At 59.0% G+C, this 18,808-nt stretch carries 20 protein-coding genes and 1 pseudogene; 9 read left to right on the top strand and 12 right to left on the bottom strand.

Annotated features, from left to right (window positions below; genetic code table 11):
- Window positions 1–3: 3 nt before the first annotated feature.
- Both BM083_RS02275 and BM083_RS02270 read right to left on the bottom strand, forming a co-directional pair.
- Entirely contained in the window at window positions 4–1,752 is a 1,749-nt protein-coding gene (locus tag BM083_RS02275; RefSeq protein ID WP_177197513.1) for an ABC transporter substrate-binding protein, read from the bottom strand.
- 236 nt (window positions 1,753–1,988) lie between these two features.
- Window positions 1,989–2,183: a hypothetical protein gene (locus BM083_RS02270; RefSeq protein ID WP_089865207.1), complete on the bottom strand. Its 195-nt coding sequence runs from the start codon at window positions 2,181–2,183 to the stop codon at window positions 1,989–1,991.
- Window positions 2,184–2,382: 199 nt separating this feature from the next.
- On the opposite strand from BM083_RS02270, the gene BM083_RS02265 reads away from it, so the two are divergent.
- From BM083_RS02265 to BM083_RS02255, 3 genes are read left to right on the top strand one after another with little or no spacing between them, the layout of a single operon-like run.
- The gene (locus BM083_RS02265) at window positions 2,383–2,625 is read left to right on the top strand and encodes a hypothetical protein (protein WP_089865205.1); all 243 of its coding nucleotides are present in this window, start codon (window positions 2,383–2,385) and stop codon (window positions 2,623–2,625) included.
- A complete protein-coding gene (locus BM083_RS02260; RefSeq protein ID WP_089865202.1) occupies window positions 2,622–3,767 on the top strand; it encodes an NAD(P)/FAD-dependent oxidoreductase in 1,146 nt (381 codons plus the stop codon). The genes BM083_RS02265 and BM083_RS02260 overlap by 4 nt, the downstream gene beginning before the upstream one ends.
- A gap of 2 nt (window positions 3,768–3,769) precedes the next feature.
- A complete protein-coding gene (locus BM083_RS02255) occupies window positions 3,770–4,387 on the top strand; it encodes a helical membrane plugin domain-containing protein (protein WP_089865199.1) in 618 nt (205 codons plus the stop codon).
- 313 nt (window positions 4,388–4,700) lie between these two features.
- Here BM083_RS02255 and BM083_RS02250 read toward each other — a convergent pair whose 3' ends face one another.
- From BM083_RS02250 to BM083_RS02235, 4 genes are read right to left on the bottom strand one after another with little or no spacing between them, the layout of a single operon-like run.
- Entirely contained in the window at window positions 4,701–5,588 is an 888-nt protein-coding gene (locus BM083_RS02250; protein ID WP_245756826.1) for an ABC transporter permease, read from the bottom strand.
- Window positions 5,585–6,427 (bottom strand): ABC transporter ATP-binding protein, encoded by an 843-nt coding sequence (locus BM083_RS02245; protein WP_089865196.1) that lies wholly within the window; start codon window positions 6,425–6,427, stop codon window positions 5,585–5,587. The genes BM083_RS02250 and BM083_RS02245 overlap by 4 nt, the downstream gene beginning before the upstream one ends.
- Entirely contained in the window at window positions 6,424–8,361 is a 1,938-nt protein-coding gene (locus BM083_RS02240; RefSeq protein ID WP_089865193.1) for a NosD domain-containing protein, read from the bottom strand. The genes BM083_RS02245 and BM083_RS02240 overlap by 4 nt, the downstream gene beginning before the upstream one ends.
- A 1-nt stretch (window position 8,362) precedes the next feature.
- Window positions 8,363–8,908: a nitrous oxide reductase accessory protein NosL gene (locus BM083_RS02235; protein ID WP_245756825.1), complete on the bottom strand. Its 546-nt coding sequence runs from the start codon at window positions 8,906–8,908 to the stop codon at window positions 8,363–8,365.
- A gap of 437 nt (window positions 8,909–9,345) precedes the next feature.
- Between BM083_RS02235 and BM083_RS02230 the strand changes: the two genes are divergently transcribed.
- Window positions 9,346–9,747, top strand: a complete 402-nt coding sequence (locus tag BM083_RS02230; protein WP_089865187.1) for a helix-turn-helix domain-containing protein — start codon at window positions 9,346–9,348, stop codon at window positions 9,745–9,747.
- Window positions 9,748–9,962: 215 nt separating this feature from the next.
- Window positions 9,963–10,147: pseudogene (locus tag BM083_RS23735) on the top strand (hypothetical protein); the annotation flags it as partial.
- Window positions 10,148–10,409: 262 nt separating this feature from the next.
- On the opposite strand, the gene BM083_RS02225 reads toward BM083_RS23735, so the two are convergent.
- Window positions 10,410–10,595, bottom strand: a complete 186-nt coding sequence (locus BM083_RS02225) for a DUF7333 family protein (RefSeq protein ID WP_089865184.1) — start codon at window positions 10,593–10,595, stop codon at window positions 10,410–10,412.
- A 279-nt stretch (window positions 10,596–10,874) separates the two neighbouring features.
- Between BM083_RS02225 and BM083_RS02220 the strand changes: the two genes are divergently transcribed.
- From BM083_RS02220 to BM083_RS02205, 4 genes are all read left to right on the top strand, one after another.
- Window positions 10,875–11,324, top strand: a complete 450-nt coding sequence (locus BM083_RS02220; RefSeq protein ID WP_089865182.1) for a universal stress protein — start codon at window positions 10,875–10,877, stop codon at window positions 11,322–11,324.
- Window positions 11,325–11,897: 573 nt separating this feature from the next.
- A complete protein-coding gene (locus tag BM083_RS02215; protein ID WP_089865180.1) occupies window positions 11,898–12,506 on the top strand; it encodes a PH domain-containing protein in 609 nt (202 codons plus the stop codon).
- Window positions 12,507–12,596: 90 nt separating this feature from the next.
- Complete coding sequence (locus BM083_RS02210) at window positions 12,597–12,776, top strand: DUF7987 family protein (RefSeq protein WP_089865177.1); 180 nt, start codon at window positions 12,597–12,599, stop codon at window positions 12,774–12,776.
- Between the two features lie 146 nt (window positions 12,777–12,922).
- Window positions 12,923–13,159 carry a hypothetical protein gene (locus BM083_RS02205; RefSeq protein ID WP_089865174.1) on the top strand — a complete coding sequence of 79 codons (237 nt, stop codon included), beginning with the start codon at window positions 12,923–12,925 and terminating at the stop codon, window positions 13,157–13,159.
- 224 nt (window positions 13,160–13,383) lie between these two features.
- On the opposite strand, the gene BM083_RS02200 is transcribed toward BM083_RS02205, so the two are convergent.
- From BM083_RS02200 to BM083_RS02180, 5 genes are all read right to left on the bottom strand, one after another.
- Window positions 13,384–14,097: a helix-turn-helix domain-containing protein gene (locus BM083_RS02200; protein ID WP_089865172.1), complete on the bottom strand. Its 714-nt coding sequence runs from the start codon at window positions 14,095–14,097 to the stop codon at window positions 13,384–13,386.
- 125 nt (window positions 14,098–14,222) lie between these two features.
- Entirely contained in the window at window positions 14,223–14,504 is a 282-nt protein-coding gene (locus BM083_RS23080) for a hypothetical protein (RefSeq protein ID WP_245756824.1), read from the bottom strand.
- Window positions 14,504–15,499: a cytochrome d ubiquinol oxidase subunit II gene (gene cydB / locus BM083_RS02190; protein ID WP_089865169.1), complete on the bottom strand. Its 996-nt coding sequence runs from the start codon at window positions 15,497–15,499 to the stop codon at window positions 14,504–14,506. The genes BM083_RS23080 and cydB overlap by 1 nt, the downstream gene beginning before the upstream one ends.
- Window positions 15,492–16,934, bottom strand: a complete 1,443-nt coding sequence (locus BM083_RS02185; protein ID WP_089865166.1) for a cytochrome ubiquinol oxidase subunit I — start codon at window positions 16,932–16,934, stop codon at window positions 15,492–15,494. Before BM083_RS02185 ends, cydB begins: the two co-directional genes overlap by 8 nt.
- Before the next feature lie 199 nt (window positions 16,935–17,133).
- A complete protein-coding gene (locus BM083_RS02180; RefSeq protein ID WP_089865163.1) occupies window positions 17,134–17,316 on the bottom strand; it encodes a DUF8073 family membrane protein in 183 nt (60 codons plus the stop codon).
- Window positions 17,317–18,808 lie beyond the last annotated feature (1,492 nt).

Here is an 18,808-nt window from a genome sequence, read left to right as displayed (position 1 = left end):
GAGTTACTCCGGCTTGGCGGTCAGTTTCCCCTCACGGGGCAGGTAGTACTGCGGCCAATCGACAATGGCGGAGACGTCCTCTTCGGTGACTGTGTTCCAGTCGTCGGTCGTCAGCCACGACTGGTCGATTTTCTCCATCAGCGGCGCCATCGGGAGATGCTGGTTGACAATCCACGCGAGTTCCTGCGTCTTCTTTTTGGCCGCCTCGCCTGTCAGCCCGGCGAGTTCCTCCAGTTCGGGTTCGAGTTCGACCGTCTGTGTCTCGCCGTTCGGTTCACCGAGTGGCGGCACCTCCACCGAACGCGGGAACTTCAGGATGCCCCGCGAGCGGAAGCCGTTGAGGAGTTTGTTGAGCGAGAAGTACGGGTAGAGCTTGCCGTCCGGCCACCCGAGACCGGCGACGACGTACTCTTGATTCCCGTAGATATCTCCCCAATAGGACTGACTCGGGTTGAGCGACGCCTCGATGCCGAACTCGTTGAGGTCCTGCACGACGGACTGTCCGCCGGCGGTCCAGTCGTTCCAGCCGGAGGGAATCTTGAACGGGAACTCCAGTGTCTTGCCGTCGGCGTCGACCCACGTACCGTCTTGTTTCGAGAAGCCCGCCTCCTCGAGGAGTGCTGCGGCCTTCTCTGTGCTCGGCTCGTACTTGTTGAACTCGGAGAGCGAGTCGCCGAGCCAGTCCTTGTAACTGTCATCGAAGTTACCCGGTAGTCCACAGGGGACCTCGACAGGGACGTGCATCTTGCTGCCCGCGGTCCGAGCGAGCTTCTCGCGGTCGATGACGTACTGGATAGCCTGCTTGACCTTCTGCTGGCTGTAGTGTTCATGTTCGTGATTGAACATAATTCCCAACCCCCAGTTAGCGGGCATCGGAATCTCTTGAATGTCGTCGCCGTAGGACTGGGCGATGTTGTCGGGCGTAAACACGTTGTCGATGCCGTCAACGTTGCCGCTCCGGAGTGCCGTCCACTGCTTTTGATTCGACTGGAGGTAGTCCCAGCGCATCCCCGCGAAGTTGACGTTGTCGGCGTCCGGGTGGTCCGCAAAACGCTCGCTGAGCAGTTCTTGGTTTCGTGCGTGGACGAACTTGAACGGACCCGTGCCGTTGGGTTCGTCGAGTGTCTTCTCGGTGAGTCCCGGTGCCTCGCCGTCAGCCTCGTAGGCGTCGAGGAACTCTTGGAACTCCGCCGGCGGCGTGTCGAGCGCGATGGGTTTCAGCGAGTAGAGGAACACCTCCTCGGCGACGGGGCGCTTCAGGCCGAGTTCGAGCGTCGAATCGTCGACGACGCTGACGTCCTCGGGGTCGACGATGTTGCTGAGGGTGGCTCCGTCGTGAATGTCGAGTTTGAGTTTGAACGCGACGTCGTCGGCTGTCACCGCCTCGCCGCTGTGCCAGTGATAGCCGTCACGTACCGAGAGCGTCACCAACTCGTCGCCAATTTCCCACTCGCTGAGGACGCCGGGCATGAACGTGCTCGTCGCCTCGTTGACGTAGAGGAGGTTCTCGAACAACGCGAGTGCCGCCCGGTCGGGGTACTTCTGCCCGTATGGGTTGAACTGCATGTCCTTCGGGACGTTCGTTGTCGCCGTGGCGAACGTCCGGTCGGTCATCTCGACGCTCTCTGTCGTCTGCGTCGTTGAGTCGCCGCCCGTAGTGTCATCGTCGGATGCGGTTGATGCACCCGCGTCGTCAACGGCGGCTTCCTTGTTCGAGCCAGCACAGCCGGCGACGCCGACGGTCCCGGCCACTCCAATTGACTGGAGGAAACGACGGCGTGTTTTTCGTAGCTCCCTTTGTCCCCGTCCTGTGTGAGTCTTGGACATGGACACTCAATTCTGCCCGTAATACATATATATTTTTCATGATAGTTTTGCTGTAGGAGACTAATAAATAATTACATTGACGTTTTCATCAACTCAGAATTCGCGTCTTCGGACACGCCTGCGACCCACGTCGAGCGGAACTCGTGGAAGGAGAACCAACCCTACGATTCGAACAGTCGCTGGCCACGTCGGGCGGCGAGAGCGAGGCCGATGACCGTGAGGAGGATGATCACGAGCGAGACCTGCAGGATGGCGTACTCACTTGTGCCTGCCTCTACGAACTGGAATGCGATGACGAGGAGCACAAGTAGTGTCGCGTCAAGTGCAAACAAGACCGAGAGGAAATTCTGACGCATACAGACTCCCTGCGACCCATCTTCAAGAGAGTTCCGCCGCGGGTGTTTGACACTCGCCCCACAGGGGTCCAATTAAACACCTTCCTCAAGTCCTTTGAAATCGCTGCTGAGAACGGAGTGATTGAGACTCGATTGTGCGTTTGTGATGTTTGAACATGCCACATGATTAACTATCTTCAGATGGCATCTCAGATGCATAATGTCAGACTCGGAAATAGAACTCGACAAGATGGTGACTGCGGCAGATGCAACGTACCCTGGTCCGCTAAAGGTTATTCTCGGTGCGAGTGAGCGCGCTGAGTCGGGGGCGCTTCTAGGGCTCATGAGTGACACCGAACAGCCGCTCAGTGCTGGTCCCACGTGGGCCGAACAGTCAGGGAACACAATGCTGGCGACCACCGGACAGGGCGACAGCGACGGGTTCTCCGTGGCGAAGCCATGAGCCACCACATCGTTATCGTCGGTGGGGGAACCGGAGGAAGCGTCCTGGCGAACAACCTCGCAGAGCGCCTCAATACCGAGATTACCGAGGGGGACGTCAACGTGACGCTGGTCAACGATGGTCCCGACCACGTTTACAAGCCAGTGTGGCTGTATGTTCCGTTCGGCAAGCGAGAACCCGAAGATGGTCGTCGCCGCCTCTCGGAGCTCATCGACGACCGAATCGATCTCCGAAATGAGCGGGTCAGCGAAATCGACACCGACGCCAAACAACTCCACTACCAAGACCGAGCCGGGTCAGTCGACTACGACTCTCTCGTTCTCGCGACGGGGTCAACGCTCGCACCCGAAGAGATTCCGGGGCTCGCCAAGGGCGGCCACGACTACTACAGCGAGGATGGCGCGGTGGCACTTCGCGAGGAACTGCTGCCGTTCACCGAGGGTCACCTCGTGCTCAGTGTCATTGGGACGCCCCACATGTGTCCGGCCGCACCGCTGGAGTTCGTCTTCATGGCCGACGACTGGTTCCGCAAGCGTGGGCTTCGAGAGGCTATCGAGATTACCTATACGTACCCAACCGACCGTGTCCACGGGAATCCGAACATCGCCGAGTGGGCCAAGCCACTGCTCGACGAGCGTAACATCAACGTCGAGACGTTCTTCAACGCAGAAGAGGTCGACCCGGAGTCCAAGGTTATCACGTCGATGGAGGGACCAGACCTCGACTACGACCTCCTCGTCAGTATCCCACCACACCGCGGCATCGACCTCATCAAGGAGGCTGGTCTTGGCGACAACGGCTGGGTCAGCGTGGACAAACACACCCTCGAAGCAGAGCACGCAGACGACGTGTACGCACTCGGTGATACGGCCGAGACCGGTGTCCCGAAGGCGGGCAGTGTCGCACACTATCAGGCCGGTGTCGTGGCACAACGGCTATCGAGTACTGTCCGTGGGTATCCGGCGACGGCGACCTACGATGGGAAGACGATCTGTTTCCTCGAGACGGGCATGGATGAAGCGTCGTTCGTTGCGTTCGACTACGAGAACCCACCAAATCCGGTTCCGCCGTCACAGAAACTGCACTGGTCGAAGTTGGCGTACAACGAGGCCTACTGGCTCACTGCACGGGGACTGCTCTAATCATGGCGGAGAAACAGCCGGAATCGCGTGAAGCGCTCGAAGCGGCGATTGCAGAGAACCCAGAAGCAGTCGCTGCATTCGTCGAACGGCTTGACGCCGTGAACGAACTGTTGGATGTGATGTCCCTTGGTGAGAGTGCACTCAGCGACGAGATGGTCCGAGAGCTCTCGGGAACGGCCACGACACTCGCGGAGTCCGCAGACGGCCTCGCGACCGACGAGACTGTCGGCCTTGCCGCAGCCGTCGGCGAGAACGGGGCGGAGCTTCAAGAGGCACTCGAGACAATCGTCACGTTACAGCAGTCGGGCGCGCTCGACGATCTCGTGGAGTTAGCCCAGGTAGCTTCGCTGGGCAGTGCCGCACTCAGCGACGAGATGGTCCGGGAGCTCGCGAGTACGGGCTCTGCGCTCGGTGAAGTCGCAGATACTGCAGCAGACACGGAGACTCGAGACGGATTACAACGGCTGCTCAAAGGAGTCGGCACGGCCGAAGCCGAGGACCCCGAACGTGTCGGTGCACTTGGACTCGCTCGGGAAATTCGGAACCCAGACGTCCAGTATGGCTTAGGGTATCTTCTCGCACTCGCAGGTGCGATCGGGCGCTCGCGAAACCCGGAGTAGCCCTGAGACCGTCCGAATCCGAGTCGTCTGTTCACGTGTTCTCGATATCCTTCTGAGCAAGGTGTACTGGACGTGGTGGATTCGACACAAGTCAGTCCGACTCTGTAGCCGAAGGCTCGAGAGGAGACGAATCCCCAGTTCGTGGCAAGCCGAGTCCCGGCCCCTTCCACACAGCGACGAGCAGAGCAATCGTCACAACGGTCGCAGTCAGCAGGCCCTGACCGACCGTCGATATGGCACCCACTTCGCCACCGAGAGGATGGTGAAGACATAGCCTCACAGAGCTTCACCGTCAAAAACGCAGGGACGGTCATCACGTTTCGTGAGCGTCGGCCGAGACGGTCGTCTCAAGCACGACAGTCGGCCAGACACGCCACATTGCGACCGCGAGTGCGAGGACCCACCAGCCGAGCAATCCGACGACGTTCAGCGGCGTGCTGCCAGCGTTGACCGCGGCCCCACCGATGGCGCCAACCGCCTCCGCGAGGACGAGTCCCCGGAACGCGCTGTTCGGACTGGCCGCAAGAAGCAGGGGAACACTCTCCGACGGGAGGACGCCTGATGCAAGTCCGGCAATCAGTGTCGTGTCGATACCGACGACGAACGCTGCGGCGAGCGTGGTTGCGAGCGCAAACGCCGTCCGGAGTGTGCGCGTCACAGCAGACACGGCAAGTGCGACAGCAAGCGTGACGAGGGCAAACCCGGCCGCGAAAACAACGAAACGGACGAAACGAATCCCAGAGTCGGCCGCCTGGTTCTGCGCGAAAAACGTCGGTTGATCCGCGGTGAGTACAGGGACGAGCAGGCCAGCGGCGAACAGCGACACGACGACAAGCCCAACGAGGACAATCGCTCGACCGAGATAGACACCGCCGATATAGGCGATACGGCTCACATCAAAGGTCCGGAGCATATCGAGTTCACCGGTGAGTCGGTCATCGAGGATCGAGCGATAGCCGAACGCGAGCGCCAACAGCGGAATCAACACTTCGGTGAACGTGAGCAAGTCGAGAGTCAAAGGGATGAATCCCCCACTGCCGCCAGTGCCTGCCCATGCAACAGCGAGAATACTCACGAGATACACTCCAGCCAAGGCGACGAGCGCAGGTGTTCTGATGACCGTTCGAAGTTCACGTGTCGCGACGACAAACAGGTCATTCACAACCGAACGGACGACGCTCAGGGCCTCACGGACGTTCACGAGTTATTTACCTCAGACGATTGTCCAGCTCTGACTGTCGATTCACGTTCCTCGCCTTGGACTGTCGTGAGAAAGGCCTCGACCAGTGTCTCACTCTCGGTCGACGCGAGGATGTCACTCGACGTCCCGGAGAGAACCACTTCCCCCCGGTCGAGCAACACTACGGTGTCGGCATACTTTTCGACTGCTTCGAGGTTGTGGGAAGTGACGACGATACCAGTGTCGTCGTCTGCAAGCGAACGTAGGATGCTAAACAGTCGTTCGACCATGGCAGGATCGAGTCCGCTTCCAGGTTCGTCGAGCACGAGAACCGACGGGTGGCCGAGAATCGCTTGGCCGAGTCCGAGAAGACGGGTCATCCCGCCAGAGAGTGACCCGACTGTACGCCCAGCGACGTCGGAGAGTCCGACCCGGTCGAGCGTTTCCGTCACAGCGACGTCCACCGCTGTGTCGTCGACGAAGCGGGCGTAAAATTCGAGCGTGTCGCGAGTCGAGAACCCCCGCCGAAACAATGGCCGCTGTGGCAGGTAGCCGACAGCCCGTCGTTCGGCCGTCGCCTCTGTTGGTGACGTGATTGTAACGGTCCCTCGGTCGGGAGCGCGAATTCCCGCGAGTGCTTCCATCAGCGTCGATTTTCCCGACCCGTTCGGACCGATGACCGCCGCCAGTTCGCCGCGTCCAACGGAGAGTGAGACGTCTTCGAGAACGGTGACATCGCCGAACGACCGAGATAGATTGGTCGCTTGCAGCGCAATAGATCTCTTCGTGTCGGTGAGTGACTGAGTACGCTCTTGTGGCGGTGACTCCTTGGATGCAGTCGGTGCACGCTCCTCGCTCATGTTGTGGTACCTGCCGTGGCGTTCATGTTCAGGTCGGCGAGCCGCTGGGGGTGAAACGGTACTGTTCGTGGTGCGGTATCGATTACGCCTGACTGTCGAAGGCCGGAAACAACGTCACGGACGCGCCGGAGCGTCGCTGCTGCAGGCGACTGGGCAAGGGTCGTGCCCCCTGATGTCGTCCCGAGTCGACTATCAACCGTCCCTGTCGGCTCGTACGCTCGGTCGTAGACGCCATCGTCGTCTCTGTCTGGGAGTGGAAGCGGACCCCAATAGTTGCCGATGCCACGATAGGTCCACGTACGCAGGGGACCCAGTTGCGAGTCAACCGATTTGGCATTGCCGACGACATCGTTACGAAGGACCCAGTTCGCTGGCAGAATTTCGTTGGTTTTGATGCCGACGTCGTTGCTGACGATGACGTTGTCCATGAATATGTTTTGATCACCCGTCACTCTGAGTCCGTCCCGATTGTGCACTATGGTGTTGTTCGCGTACAAGGAGTTGCCACCAGCCGAGACGATGCCGATGACGCTATCGCGGACGGCGTTGTGGATGACGATGTTCTCTGTCGGGCGCCCCATCACGATGATTCCTGTCTGCGTGTCGCGGGCGTCGTTGCGCGTGACAAGCGTCCGGGAGGTGTACATCTCATGGACGCCGTAGCGGCCGCCCTCCATCCGGTTATAACGGATAACACTTCCATCTGCTCGATGCGTGTAGATTCCGTCACGGCCGTCGCGGAACGTCGAGTCTTGGACGATGCTCCGACCGTCGATGAGAATCGCTCCCATGAACCCCTCGTTCGGTGTCGGTGCGCCGTCGACGGTCACGTTGTCGATGACGCTGCGGTTGCTCTCACGGACGATGATGCCGCTCGAAGCAGTCTTGATATGGACGTTCGAGACGACGGAGTTGTTCGACCCATCGAGCACGACCGCTGCATCACCATATCCATAGGCAAGTTGGATGTTCGTGTCCCAGTTGACTGATTGGTTCGCTCTCTCGGGACTCCGGCTCCCGATATCACCGACACCTGCGACTCGGAGGTTGTGAATCGCCACATTGTCGGCGCGAACGTGAACAACGCTTCCAGTACCGTCACCCCGAATGACGGTTTCGTTGCCCGCACCCACGATCGTGAGTGGTTTCGTCACGACGAGTTCGGTCGTTTCGTATTGCCCTGGCGGTACATATACCGTCGTGTTCGGCGGTGCAGCGGCGATTGCGGCCGACACGTTCGGGGCATCCTCTCCAACGGTGAACGAGCGTGGCCTCTCAAGGAGGCCTCGAGACGAGGCCACGGTTTGATTCGCCCACGTCTGGTACGATGCGGTCATCTCGTCGAAGCGAGCAAGTCGATGTTCCAACGGGGTGTCGACACGAGATTGCAACGTCTTCCACCCGACGACGTCGCCGCCGTAGGTTTCGGCGAACTGCTCGGCGTCGGTACGGTCGGAGAACGGCATCACTGCAGGTCCAGACGGTATGTGTGCCTCACTGTCGATGACGTACATGGCTCTGTCCGCAGCGACCCATCCAACCGCCCGTCCCGACTCGGGGATGATGAATCCCTCGTCGGTGAGCGTCGGCGTCACTGTCGAGAAATCCGACACGTACACCGCCAACGGTGTTCCGAACTGTCGCTCGGTACCAGGGTCGGCGAGTTCTGCTGCGGCCATCCGTACGCCATAGTAGCCGACGACATACCGGTAGTTGGAGTAAAACACCTCTGCCTGCGGGATGATAAACCCCTCTTGGAGGGATCGTTGGATATCGACACTCGTCCCACCGGCGTCAACCGTATCCTCAAACGGGACTGGTCGCAGCTCTTTGCCACCGACCGGAGTCAATACGAACGAGAACATCGACACAAGCAAGACGACTGTGAGTATCCCACTCAGCCACCGAGTCCCAGTCGGTGTCAGCAGCGCCATCTTATCGCTTTCCCAAGCCGGCGATGACTTCTGGGGAGACATCTCCGTGCGTTATCAGCTCACCACCATGTTCGGATTGGAACGACTCTGCGTCCGACTTCTCAGTGAACCCGATAAGATCGCTCCCCATCGCTCCTTGCACTCTAGACCCGACGACGTAAGTGACGTCCTCTACGAGGGCAAACGCCTCTTTTTCGGGGTGTGTCGAGATGAACGTGCTTCCTCGCTCCTCTGGGAGGCTGTACTCGACGCTCGAGTAGTCCGTGACGTAGAACGCTGAGTGCTCCCACCCCTGATTGGCGTGTTCGAAGTCGTACTGATAGGCCTCCCACGTACTGTCGAAGCGTGCGGGGTTATCGTGTCCTTCTGGGCTATTGTCGATGTAGAAAATTTCGGCGGTCGGCCCCGGGTGTTGGCTGATAACCATCCCACAGACGTCACACGTAGCATCATCTGGAAGCGTAATCGCCGCTGGGGTATCGGTGTCGCCGTTTCCACCGTCGCCGAGACAACCCGCCACAGAAGTGAGGGATACGGCCGCCCCCATTAGCAACGCCTGTCGCCGAGTAAAATGTCCCATCACAGAAGGGTGTCGTCGAGCCATATGTACTAGAAGCAGTCTCACAAGCAAATACCACTTGGTTCACATGTCGAATCGGCGGCTCGCAGATGAGACACGGGATGCCGAGTACGCAGGTCCTACTTGGACCCCCGGGCAGGTGGCTCACAGGGAATCACACGGTTGCCATCTACGCGACGATGTAGAAAGCCCACCTCCAACGAACAGTCAAGGCGAGCAAGCAACGAGGGGGCAAAGCGCGTTCGCTTCGACACAACGGCTTTCGTCGTTTCCACACACCGGACCTCCAAGCCGGTGCTGTCCAGCGAGTCCACCGAATACCGAGCGACGTGGAACACAGCCGGACCAGAATTGTATATTTCGGGCAATACTTTTGCTGTGGCAGTCCATAGTTTTGTATAGATATGACTTCGATGGTCGAACAACTCCAACGGGACATGGGCTGTGAGAGTCTCCTCGAATGTTTCCACGGGCTGAGTCAACTCGACGAAGATTGTTTCGAGGTACTCACAGAGGCACCCGGCCCGTTGACGATCGACGAAGTCGCAGCGGCGGTTGACCGAGAGCGCTCGACCATCTACCGTTCCGTCCAGCGTTTGCGAACGGCTGGGTTCGTCCAGAAAACTCAGATTAACCACGACAATGGTGGGTACTACCATGTATATAGCCCGACAGAACCCTCGAAAATCAGCGGTGAACTACAGCGGATGCTCAACGATTGGTACGCGAAGATGGGTCCGCTCATTGCTGAATTCGAGAAGAAATACGAACAATCTGAGACGAGCGTAACCCAAAGCGAATCGTAACCAGTCGTTGGTAGCGGTGTAATTATTGTACAATAATTACAAGATTATTCGTGTCGGACAATAAACTCCCAAAGAATGGCGTCGAACACATCGTTACCGTTCAGAGTTGTCGAGGGAGATGAGTGTCGTCAAACTCCTCCACGGGCAGTGGCTGGGGGTCAGAACCGATGACTCCACTGGAACTGCGTGCGGATATCCCGGCGTTGCGTGAAGGAATGTACCTAAACCACGGTGCACACGGTCCCAGTCCGCAATATATCGTTGATGCTGCCACCCTCGTGGAGGCCTGTGTCGCCGCAGGGACGACAATTGTGACCTCACCGGTGAAGTCACCTGGATTCGGGAGATGGTCGACCGGTGCCACGACGAGGCAGTCGACGCCGGTGCCCGTATCGTACACGTGAGGAGATTGACTCCCCGTTCTCTGGCGGTGTCTTGACGCCAAGCTCGGGAATTGTCGAACTGCTTTCTGACTGACTTCGCGACGTCGGTCTTATTGTCACTGCAGAGGAGTGGACGAACTCGATGGCTGAATGAGCGAGTACGGGCACGTGGCCCGTGGCTTTTGATGTTTCCTCAGCCTCTGGGTCGAACCCATCGGCAACCGACGCCGAACGGTCCCAATTCCGTATCGAGGCTGCCAGCGCAACCGGCCCGGAGTGCTACTGACTGGCGCGGGACTCGCCGTGTTTCATCCCGAAGAAAAACGCGACGATTGAGAAGACGATCATCGAGGGGAGGACCATCATGAAGACTGTCGAGGGGGTCATCACATTCGTGAGCGCGACCGCCGCGACGGCGACGATCACGACCAGTGGAGCTACCGAGCGCACGAAGTCAGATGCCATACCTATCGTTGTGACCGAACAAACAAAACCGTTGAGAAAGCGAGCCCATCGAATATGTGTTTGGTGGTTGGTGGATAGTTGGTAGCGTGGAATGTGTAGTGCCGTGTCGGCTCGCCGCCTGTTGTACGCCTCTCCAGACAGTATGGGGAGAATCTGGGCCACTCACAACCGAAACCCGGACAAACAACCCATCGGCGACGTGTCCAGCGTTTCGAGGCATATCTCGGACGGAGAGAATCAGAACTGGTTTTATATCATTCGTCGACGAAATTCCGCCGAATGTACGACCGAATTTTGCTCTCGACGGACGGCACAATCGCCTCCAAGGAAGCCGAATCGCACGCGATTGAGTTGGCTGCAGTCCACGACGCCGTACTGCACGTCCTCTACGTCGTCGACGAGGACGTGGTGACGTCCTACAGTGGTGATGAGTACGTCGACGAAGCTGAAGGTCCAGAACACGGCTTAGAGGAACTGGGAGAGGACGCGATCGCCGATATCCGTATCAGAGCGAGCGAACACGGCGTCGACATCGTCGAGGCGTTACAGCACGGCCAACCCGCCGAGCAGATCGTTGCGTACGCCGACGAGAGCGACGTTGACCTGCTGGTGCTCGGGACGAAGCGCCGACCCGCAGAGTACCGGGCGCTTCTCGGGAGCGTCACCGACCGAGTCCTCCGGTTGACGACGCGGCCGGCGACCGTCATCAAGACCGAAGTTAGCGAGTAGCCCACAGCTATCGCTCTCGGGTCGCCGCTAACTGACTGGAGCATACGGCCCCATGCGCTGAACACTTTCTGTATTCAGCACGCCAGTTCTGATAGAGCCCGAGAGTGTGCTGAGTTCGGAGCGATAGTCGGCCACTTGGCGTCCACCTCAGTTTTCATCTGAGACGTTCAACGAGGCACTGACTCGACTCAGATGCTGTGCAGCCCACATGGTGGCTAACCATGGCGAGGACGAGGGTGAATAGTAGTACTACAACTGATACAATTCCAGGTGAACACGACGCCCGCGAGGAGTGCAATCACGAACGTGAGGACGGTGAGACCGACTAGCTCGAGGACCGTTCGAGGCCAAGACTGAGACTGGTGCGTCGCTCCCCTACTGGACGATGAGCGACAATGTGCCTAAACCTTGGTCACGAAGCGTCCCGATTCAGCTGGTCGCGTACGACCAACGAGCGTACTGTCTATCTCGCCCGAACCGACAACCGAACGCCTCCAAGAATCGACCCGACGTCGTTCTCATCCTTCGAGAATCTCTGACGGGTAGAAGGCCGTGACAGCCGTATCTAAGTGTATGAGGCGAGAAAACGAGTGGTTCAAACCGGAGAAATTGAAGCAGTACTACTTCGCTGTTGAGGGAATCCTGCTGGTCGTCGTTCTCGCGGTCGTCGGTGTCCTCGGCATCAGTGGCATCCTCTTCGAGGTCAACCAGTGGGTCGTCGTGGTCGGCGGAAGTATCCTCCTCGTCGTGTTCGGGTTCGTGGCGTGGTGGATCCCGGCGTTCTTCGCGACCGCCGACTATCGGCTCACCGACGACGAACTCGAGTATCGACGCGGCGTCTTCTTCCGACAGAAGACGACCGTCCCGTACAACCGCATCACTAACGTTGATGCCGCACAGGGCCCGCTCCAGCGGCTGGTCGACGCCGGGTCAGTCGGCGTCCACACCGCCGGATTCGGCGGCCAGACCGGCGCCGAACTCACCATTTCCGGGGTGAGCGACTACGAGGAGATTAAAGACCAGATACTGGCGAAGATTCGACGACGCCCGCCGGAGGCGACCGAAGGTGGCGACACGGATAATCGGTCTCGCCGTGAATCGGAGGAACGTCTGATGTCCGGGGACGTACTCACCGAACTCAGACGCATCAGGGAACTCCTTGAACAGGGCCGCGTCACCTGAGGAGGACACCTCGGTCATCACCGTACGATTCACTGGCCGAACTGACGCCTGTGTAACATTTTTACCAGTGGCCGTTCAATTGCGACAGCGATGGTTTCGCGGGGAAATCTAATCACAGCGGTCTTGGTTGTACTCGCCCTCCCAGTGGCGTACCTCACAGACCTTCTGTTAGAATCGGTCGGGGTCGAAGAACAGACGGCTTTCGCGCTCGCTTTTCTCGTTTTGGTCGGTATCGGCGTCTTCCTCCCGCAGCTGCTCACAACCGGGTAATCGACTGTCTTCGTGCCAGAATCTACAGCCTGACGTTCGTGCGCCAGTTCATCTGACACGCCTCGGTCGGCAGAGTGCGTCGATTCGCGTGACAGTTGTCGCGTGACAACTGAACAGCTATCTTGATCCCGTCGTTCGATACGACTATGATCAAAGCGCTGTCGGACCGAGTGGCAGAGGCCGACCGAGACTGCCGGTACTGTCTCGGCGCTGTGCTCGCGTTGTCGCTTGCAATCGGTTCAGTCGTGTACGGACTCACGCACAACGACATCGTGACGGCGCTTGGCGGGGTGCTGTTCGTCCCGACGGCTCTCCTCTTGGCGGGAATCGGACTCACCGGGGGCACCGGACGGCGCGACGCTGAGGCCACCGAATCGCTGTAGTCGGCCGTCCACCGTCGCCGACAAGCCTCACTTGCAAATACCCGTTCTCCGAGTCGAACCTAACGAAGAGAACAGTCTCTAGACCGGGTAGACGCTGACAGGTATCTGTTCACGGCAGATCGTCTCCACCGTTCTCGCAGGACGTCGGCTTCCTCCCACGAGTGGACTTCCTCCTTGCATCTGTGTGAAACGGCACGAATGAGATCGACGCCGTTCTCGACGACTTAGTCCCAGACGACGTTCTTGACGACCTCGCTGACCGCCCGTCGGAGGCGGTAGGAAACTGTCGATCTGGGGATGTCGAGTTGCTCGGCGAGTTCGTCGAGCGTCACCTCACGGGGCGTCTCGAAGTAGCCCTGCTCAACGGCGAGTGCGAGCGTCTGGTACTGTTCGTTCGGCAGTGAGTTCGCCGTGAGCACCGTGTTTTGCCACGTCGTGACCTCAGCGAACCGCTCGAAGCGAAATCGGACGCCGTCGGCAAGCCGAGCGCCGAGGGTGTCGTACAACATGCCAGCTTTCTCTTCGCTCTGCATCAGAATCCGCCACTGGGATTCGGCGCCGCGTCGCGTCTGTTCTATTAGCAGTCCGCCGGAGATGTACTTCGCGGCGATCACGGGGACGGCATCACACCGTCGGACGTCCGAGAGATGCGAGTACACCACGCGCCGGCACCTGGTATCGGAAAGAAGACTGCACTGGCGGGCTGCTTCGCACGACCGTCCGCTAATCGACTCCCGGTCGCACGACTCGTCGAGAGCAAGCGGAGTCACCTCCTCGAGCGTCGGAATGTCGCCCGTGAGCACTTCGAGCCGCCACAACTGTGAGGGGTCCAGACACGAGTAAACCGCCTCAGAGCGAAGGTCGTCGTGTTCGATGAACACATCAGCATAGTCGTCTACCCCCGTCTCGTATGTGAGCGAGAACAGGAACTCGTGCATTACTCGATGGTGTTCTTACTCGGGTGAATCTGTTCTGGTTCAGTTGTAGAATCGGTTCCCGTATCAGAAGTGAGCGTCCTGCGTCGAGCGTCCGTCAGTTGAGTGTCTAGTGACAGCGACTCCCTTCAGGGGCGAGCAGCGTCCGATGTCCGACCCTGAATCAGCTGGTCGATGTTGTAGAAGAGGACGCCGACTGAGAGGAGCGTCGTCGCGAGGTACACAACCAACTGTGGCGGTCCGGACGTCGCCCCGCCGAGTGCCGACCCCGCGAACCCAACGACGACCAGTTGTGCCCACGTGACGAACGCTCGGGAAGCAAGCATCGCCGGGCGTGACCGACGCCCGGTGTCCGTGTCGGATTCCTGGGTCGTGTCCGGTGTCGGTTGTTCTGCAGTACGTTCACCCATCAGTACGCCTCCGAGGGGTCGGCGGGGCCACTGAACGCCGAGTAGAGGACGACGAAGTAACTCGCCACCAGCGGAAGGAGCAGCGCCGCACCCACTGACATCAGGTTCAGCGGGAGCGTCGAGACGATCGCGCTGCGGACGGTCAGTCCCGAGACTGGGTCGATTGAGGGGTACAACAACAGCGCGACGACCACGGTCAGCCCGTAGGTCAGTCCAGCGCTCGCGGCCAGTGCGACTAGATCACGCCCCTGGCGGAGCGCAAGCACGTAGCCCCCTGCCAGGAGGACAGACGCACCCACGAGTGCGAGGACGACCGGCGACAGGATCGCCGCTCGCAGGCCGTCCACTGCGAGGGCGACGAGGGTGGCGACGACGGCGAGTAGATACACGACGACAGCGCGCTCGCCGTAGGACTGCAGGTCCGCACGAAGCGTCCCGCGGGTTTTCACACGCAGGAAGGCGGTTCCGGAGACAATCGTGAGCGCCACGGTTGTCAGACCGACGAGGATGCCGACAAGGGTGAACGACCGTGGCGTCCCGGCGACCCAGTTGCCGACGAATGCGCCGAGGAGAAACGGTGCGAGGATGCTGCCAGCGACGAACGACCGCCCCCACCAGCGCTGCCACTGCTTGTCGTGGCGCTGTTCGTACATCTCTGGGGCGAGTCCTCGGAGGATCAGCGCACCGAGAATCCCGAACATCAGCAGGTAGTGCCGACTGAACAAGTTGGCGTATACTGCTGGGAAGGCGGCGAACAGCGCCCCACCGAAGACGACGAGCCACACTTCGTTGCCGTCCCAAAACGGCCCAATAGCCGCGAGAATCATCTCTCGGTCTTCGTCGTCTTCGCGGGTGGCAAACAGCGCGCCGGCCCCAAAGTCGAAGCCATCGAGAAACAGGAACGTCCCCAGCATGGCGAAGATGAGGCCAAACCACAGTTCGGGAAGCGGGAGGCCGAACAGTGGGCCGTCGGCGAGTCCTGCGAGGTCAGTCATCGCTTGCGACCCCCGCGGGTGCCTCAGGCCTGTCGCCGGTATCCCGACGCTTTGGGTGGTCGCGGAGGTCATCGCGGCCGGGTGGGCCGGCGCGGATGATCCGTGCAATGACGTAGGTGTAGAGGCCGAGCAGGGTGGTGTAGACGAGGGCGAACCCAGCGAGGGTAATCGCCGCCTCGGTACCGGTGAGGCCGGGTGAAACACCCTCGTGGGTCTTCATCACGCCCTGGATAACCCACGGTTGGCGGCCTACTTCAGTGACGATCCAGCCGACTTCGACCGCGACGATGCCGAGTAGACTCGACCCCATCAACGCCTTGTGCAGGAGGTCGTCTTCAAAGAGGTCACCCGTCAGCCAGCGGTAGCCGCCCCAGAACGCCAGCAGGATGAACCAAAAGCCCAACCCAACCATCGCTCGGAACGCCCAGAAAACGATGGCGACAGGCGGGGCTTCCGTGTCGAACTCGTTCAAGCCGGTGATCTCGGCGTTCGGATCACCCCCGCTTGCAAGCCACGATGCCCCACCGGGAATGCCGAGGCCGAACAGCTCTTTCGCACGTGGGTCGGTGATATCACTAAGGTCAGTCGGGACCGCAATCAAATACTCGGGGACGTAGGACTCGGTCTCCCAGACGGCCTCCATCGCGGCGAATTTCTGAGGCTGGGTTTCGTAGACGTGCCGGGCATAGAGGTCGCCGTGGAGAACCTGCAGCGGCGCTGTAATCAGCAACGCGACGAGGGCAATCTTCAGCGTCGTCTCCCAAAAGGAGATATTCTCGACTGGATACTCCCAGACGTGATGCCGAAAGACGTAGTATGCCGCCACGCCGGCCATGAAGAGTGCGACCGACTCGACGGCGGCGTTCTGCATGTGGATGTACATGAACCCGAATCGCGGGTTGAGGTACGCCGCGATGGGATCGACGAGATGAACCACCGTCTGGCCGTTCTCAGTCACCAGTTCGTATCCGCGGGGGACCTGCATCCACGAGTTGGCGATGAGAATCCACACCGCTGACAGCCACGTCCCGGCGCCGACCGCCAGCGCGGAGATCATATATAGTGTATCGGAGACCCGCTCTCGGCCAAAGACGAACACACCGAGGAAAGTCGCTTCCAGCATGAACGCCATCATCCCCTCGACGGCTAACGGGCCACCGAATAGTTCGCCGGCGGCCGTCGAGAACGCCGCAAAGTTCGTCCCGAACTCGAACTCTAAGACGATTCCCGTGACGGTGCCGACGACGAAGGAGACGGCGAAAATCTTCGTCCAGAAGCGTCTGAGCTGTTCGTACACCGGTTTCCCGGTCCGGATGTCCTTCCAGGTGAAGTAGATCAAGAAGGGTGCAAGCCCCATACTCATCACCGGGAAGATGATGTGGACGATCGTCGTGAGCGCGAACTGCAAGCGACTGCCGAGGACTGGGTCAATCATGGATCGTGATATTGTATGTCTAACATTTGAACATTGTGCGAAACGAGGTCGGCTAATCTGCTTATATTCATCGCTATCTATTCGAGCATCATAAGGTGGGGTTTGTCCTCCGACAACTCTCCCGCAATAGTGGGGACTGACGTGCGAGAATATATCACACAGATCGTAGGAACTGGACGTAACGCAGTGGGCTACCCGCTCAGGTTCCAATCGCGTCCCAGTTGCGGTACAGCGCGACACCGAACACAAGAATAAACCCACCGACGGCGACCTGTCGGGCGAAGGTACCGACATCACCATTGAGGATGGCGACGATACCGCGCGCGCCCATTATTGCTGTCACTACGAGAACCAGCCCCAATACGGCGTGACGTGTCTGCATAAAACTCGCTTGGGGAGATGTGTACATAAGTGGGCGACTGTCGCACGACAGGTCGGCCCAGAAGTGGTGTCGGTGACGCCGCCTCCGGCGTTGCCTAGAGTACCTCTTATGATTGGCGTTGTGCTGGGTGCGTACGCGACGGTGCTGATCGGGGTATTCGAACAGCAGGTCGTGTGACAGACTCTGACCCTCGACTCCGTGTCCATTCGACATCGGGGTTCGTTGGACCAGCGGCGGCGTGTCCAGTCTCACCTGAGTTGTGTCCTGCGGTGGGCCGTGGGTGATCTGCGGTAGTCGACACAGACACTGGTGTAATTATCTGGTTTGTGAGACTCTCTATCTTGTTCTCACCCAAATAGTTATCAGCAAGCAATTCACATGTGAACTTGATTAATAACGAAGTTATGACTGATGGACGACCACCGAATGCTGATGAGACTGTCTCAACGCGGACTGTCACGAGTCTTAGAGCGCAAGCAGAGACGCTACGAGCCCGTTCGCCACAGCAGTTTGGTCACCTGCAACACTATCATTCGGAACTCAAAGCTGCTCTCGATGGCACGACTCACAGTTATCCAACAAGTCGTCAACTCTATGCACCACTCGATGATGAGCTAATCAGCTCACAGGTCTTTGGGAAAATGCTGCCACTGGTGGTTGAATTCGGAATCATCTCACTGCACACCGCTCGCAACAGCGCGAATCGCTATGATATTCGAGCATACGACGCCGACACGTTCGAGCGCTTAGGTGGGGTTTTAGAAACGATGAGGTTGAACAAGGAGTGACCGTCTCCGTATCTTGACATCCTCCCCGCGTAAAGCATGGGGTCCGAAAGGAATGCAGGCCGCGGGTGACGCCTGTTGAATGAGCTGGCTGTCTGGAGAGCATCTGTCTGTGCGTTGGATGTTTCTGGTGAATGGGTTGTGTCCTAAGTACATCCTGTGTCCGGTACGATTAGTCAATGAGAGAGGCACATTGAGGAGAGACACCCACCTCGGGATTGGGAGAGAAGGTGGGGTCTCTAATCACGATACAGCTTCATCCCTGGGCAGAGATGGCACCGATATCGCAGTCGGTATTCTCCTGTGTCGCATTATATGTCTTCGATATGTCTGTTTAATTTTTATTCTCTTTCTGGTAGGTTCTTAGCGATTCCTGCAAAGCGCGTCGTCGAAACAGGAAGCCCCATCACCAGAAGTCACAGACTTCTGGTTAGCAGTCAGAACTCAGAGAGTTCTGACGACACCCTCAAGCGCGAGCCGTCAGGCGAGCGGTAGGGTGGGGTGGTTCACACACCACGTAGCCAAGCCGAGACGACAACGGTGGTGTCGCCGGTCCCTCCCGGTGTGGGTTGGAACCGAAAAGGGACAACCAACCATACCTGATAGCCCATTGAGATTCAATATAGAGCGAACCTCCTCAACCTATATCAAGACAGGGCGCGAACCGTGTTTCATGGCGGAAGAAGAATCGAATCCCGAGAGCGGGC

The sequence above is a fragment of the Halogranum rubrum genome (assembly GCF_900114455.1).
GTDB lineage: Archaea > Halobacteriota > Halobacteria > Halobacteriales > Haloferacaceae > Halogranum > Halogranum rubrum.
Note: the sequence above shows the minus strand (reverse complement) of the source record. Positions and strands in the feature narration are given on the sequence as shown.

Bases quoted from the DNA above. Each gene is read 5' to 3' on its own strand.
- BM083_RS02270 (WP_089865207.1), bottom strand. From the start codon at position 2,183: ATGCGTCAGAATTTCCTCTCGGTCTTGTTTGCACTTGACGCGACACTA.
- BM083_RS02265 (WP_089865205.1), top strand. From the start codon at position 2,383: ATGTCAGACTCGGAAATAGAACTCGACAAGATGGTGACTGCGGCAGAT.
- BM083_RS02260 (WP_089865202.1), top strand. From the start codon at position 2,622: ATGAGCCACCACATCGTTATCGTCGGTGGGGGAACCGGAGGAAGCGTC.
- BM083_RS02255 (WP_089865199.1), top strand. From the start codon at position 3,770: ATGGCGGAGAAACAGCCGGAATCGCGTGAAGCGCTCGAAGCGGCGATT.
- BM083_RS02245 (WP_089865196.1), bottom strand. From the start codon at position 6,427: ATGAGCGAGGAGCGTGCACCGACTGCATCCAAGGAGTCACCGCCACAA.
- BM083_RS02240 (WP_089865193.1), bottom strand. From the start codon at position 8,361: ATGGCGCTGCTGACACCGACTGGGACTCGGTGGCTGAGTGGGATACTC.
- BM083_RS02235 (WP_245756825.1), bottom strand. From the start codon at position 8,908: ATGGGGGCGGCCGTATCCCTCACTTCTGTGGCGGGTTGTCTCGGCGAC.
- BM083_RS02230 (WP_089865187.1), top strand. From the start codon at position 9,346: ATGACTTCGATGGTCGAACAACTCCAACGGGACATGGGCTGTGAGAGT.
- BM083_RS02225 (WP_089865184.1), bottom strand. From the start codon at position 10,595: ATGGCATCTGACTTCGTGCGCTCGGTAGCTCCACTGGTCGTGATCGTC.
- BM083_RS02220 (WP_089865182.1), top strand. From the start codon at position 10,875: ATGTACGACCGAATTTTGCTCTCGACGGACGGCACAATCGCCTCCAAG.
- BM083_RS02215 (WP_089865180.1), top strand. From the start codon at position 11,898: ATGAGGCGAGAAAACGAGTGGTTCAAACCGGAGAAATTGAAGCAGTAC.
- BM083_RS02210 (WP_089865177.1), top strand. From the start codon at position 12,597: ATGGTTTCGCGGGGAAATCTAATCACAGCGGTCTTGGTTGTACTCGCC.
- BM083_RS02205 (WP_089865174.1), top strand. From the start codon at position 12,923: ATGATCAAAGCGCTGTCGGACCGAGTGGCAGAGGCCGACCGAGACTGC.
- BM083_RS02200 (WP_089865172.1), bottom strand. From the start codon at position 14,097: ATGCACGAGTTCCTGTTCTCGCTCACATACGAGACGGGGGTAGACGAC.
- BM083_RS23080 (WP_245756824.1), bottom strand. From the start codon at position 14,504: ATGGGTGAACGTACTGCAGAACAACCGACACCGGACACGACCCAGGAA.
- cydB (WP_089865169.1), bottom strand. From the start codon at position 15,499: ATGACTGACCTCGCAGGACTCGCCGACGGCCCACTGTTCGGCCTCCCG.
- BM083_RS02185 (WP_089865166.1), bottom strand. From the start codon at position 16,934: ATGATTGACCCAGTCCTCGGCAGTCGCTTGCAGTTCGCGCTCACGACG.
- BM083_RS02180 (WP_089865163.1), bottom strand. From the start codon at position 17,316: ATGCAGACACGTCACGCCGTATTGGGGCTGGTTCTCGTAGTGACAGCA.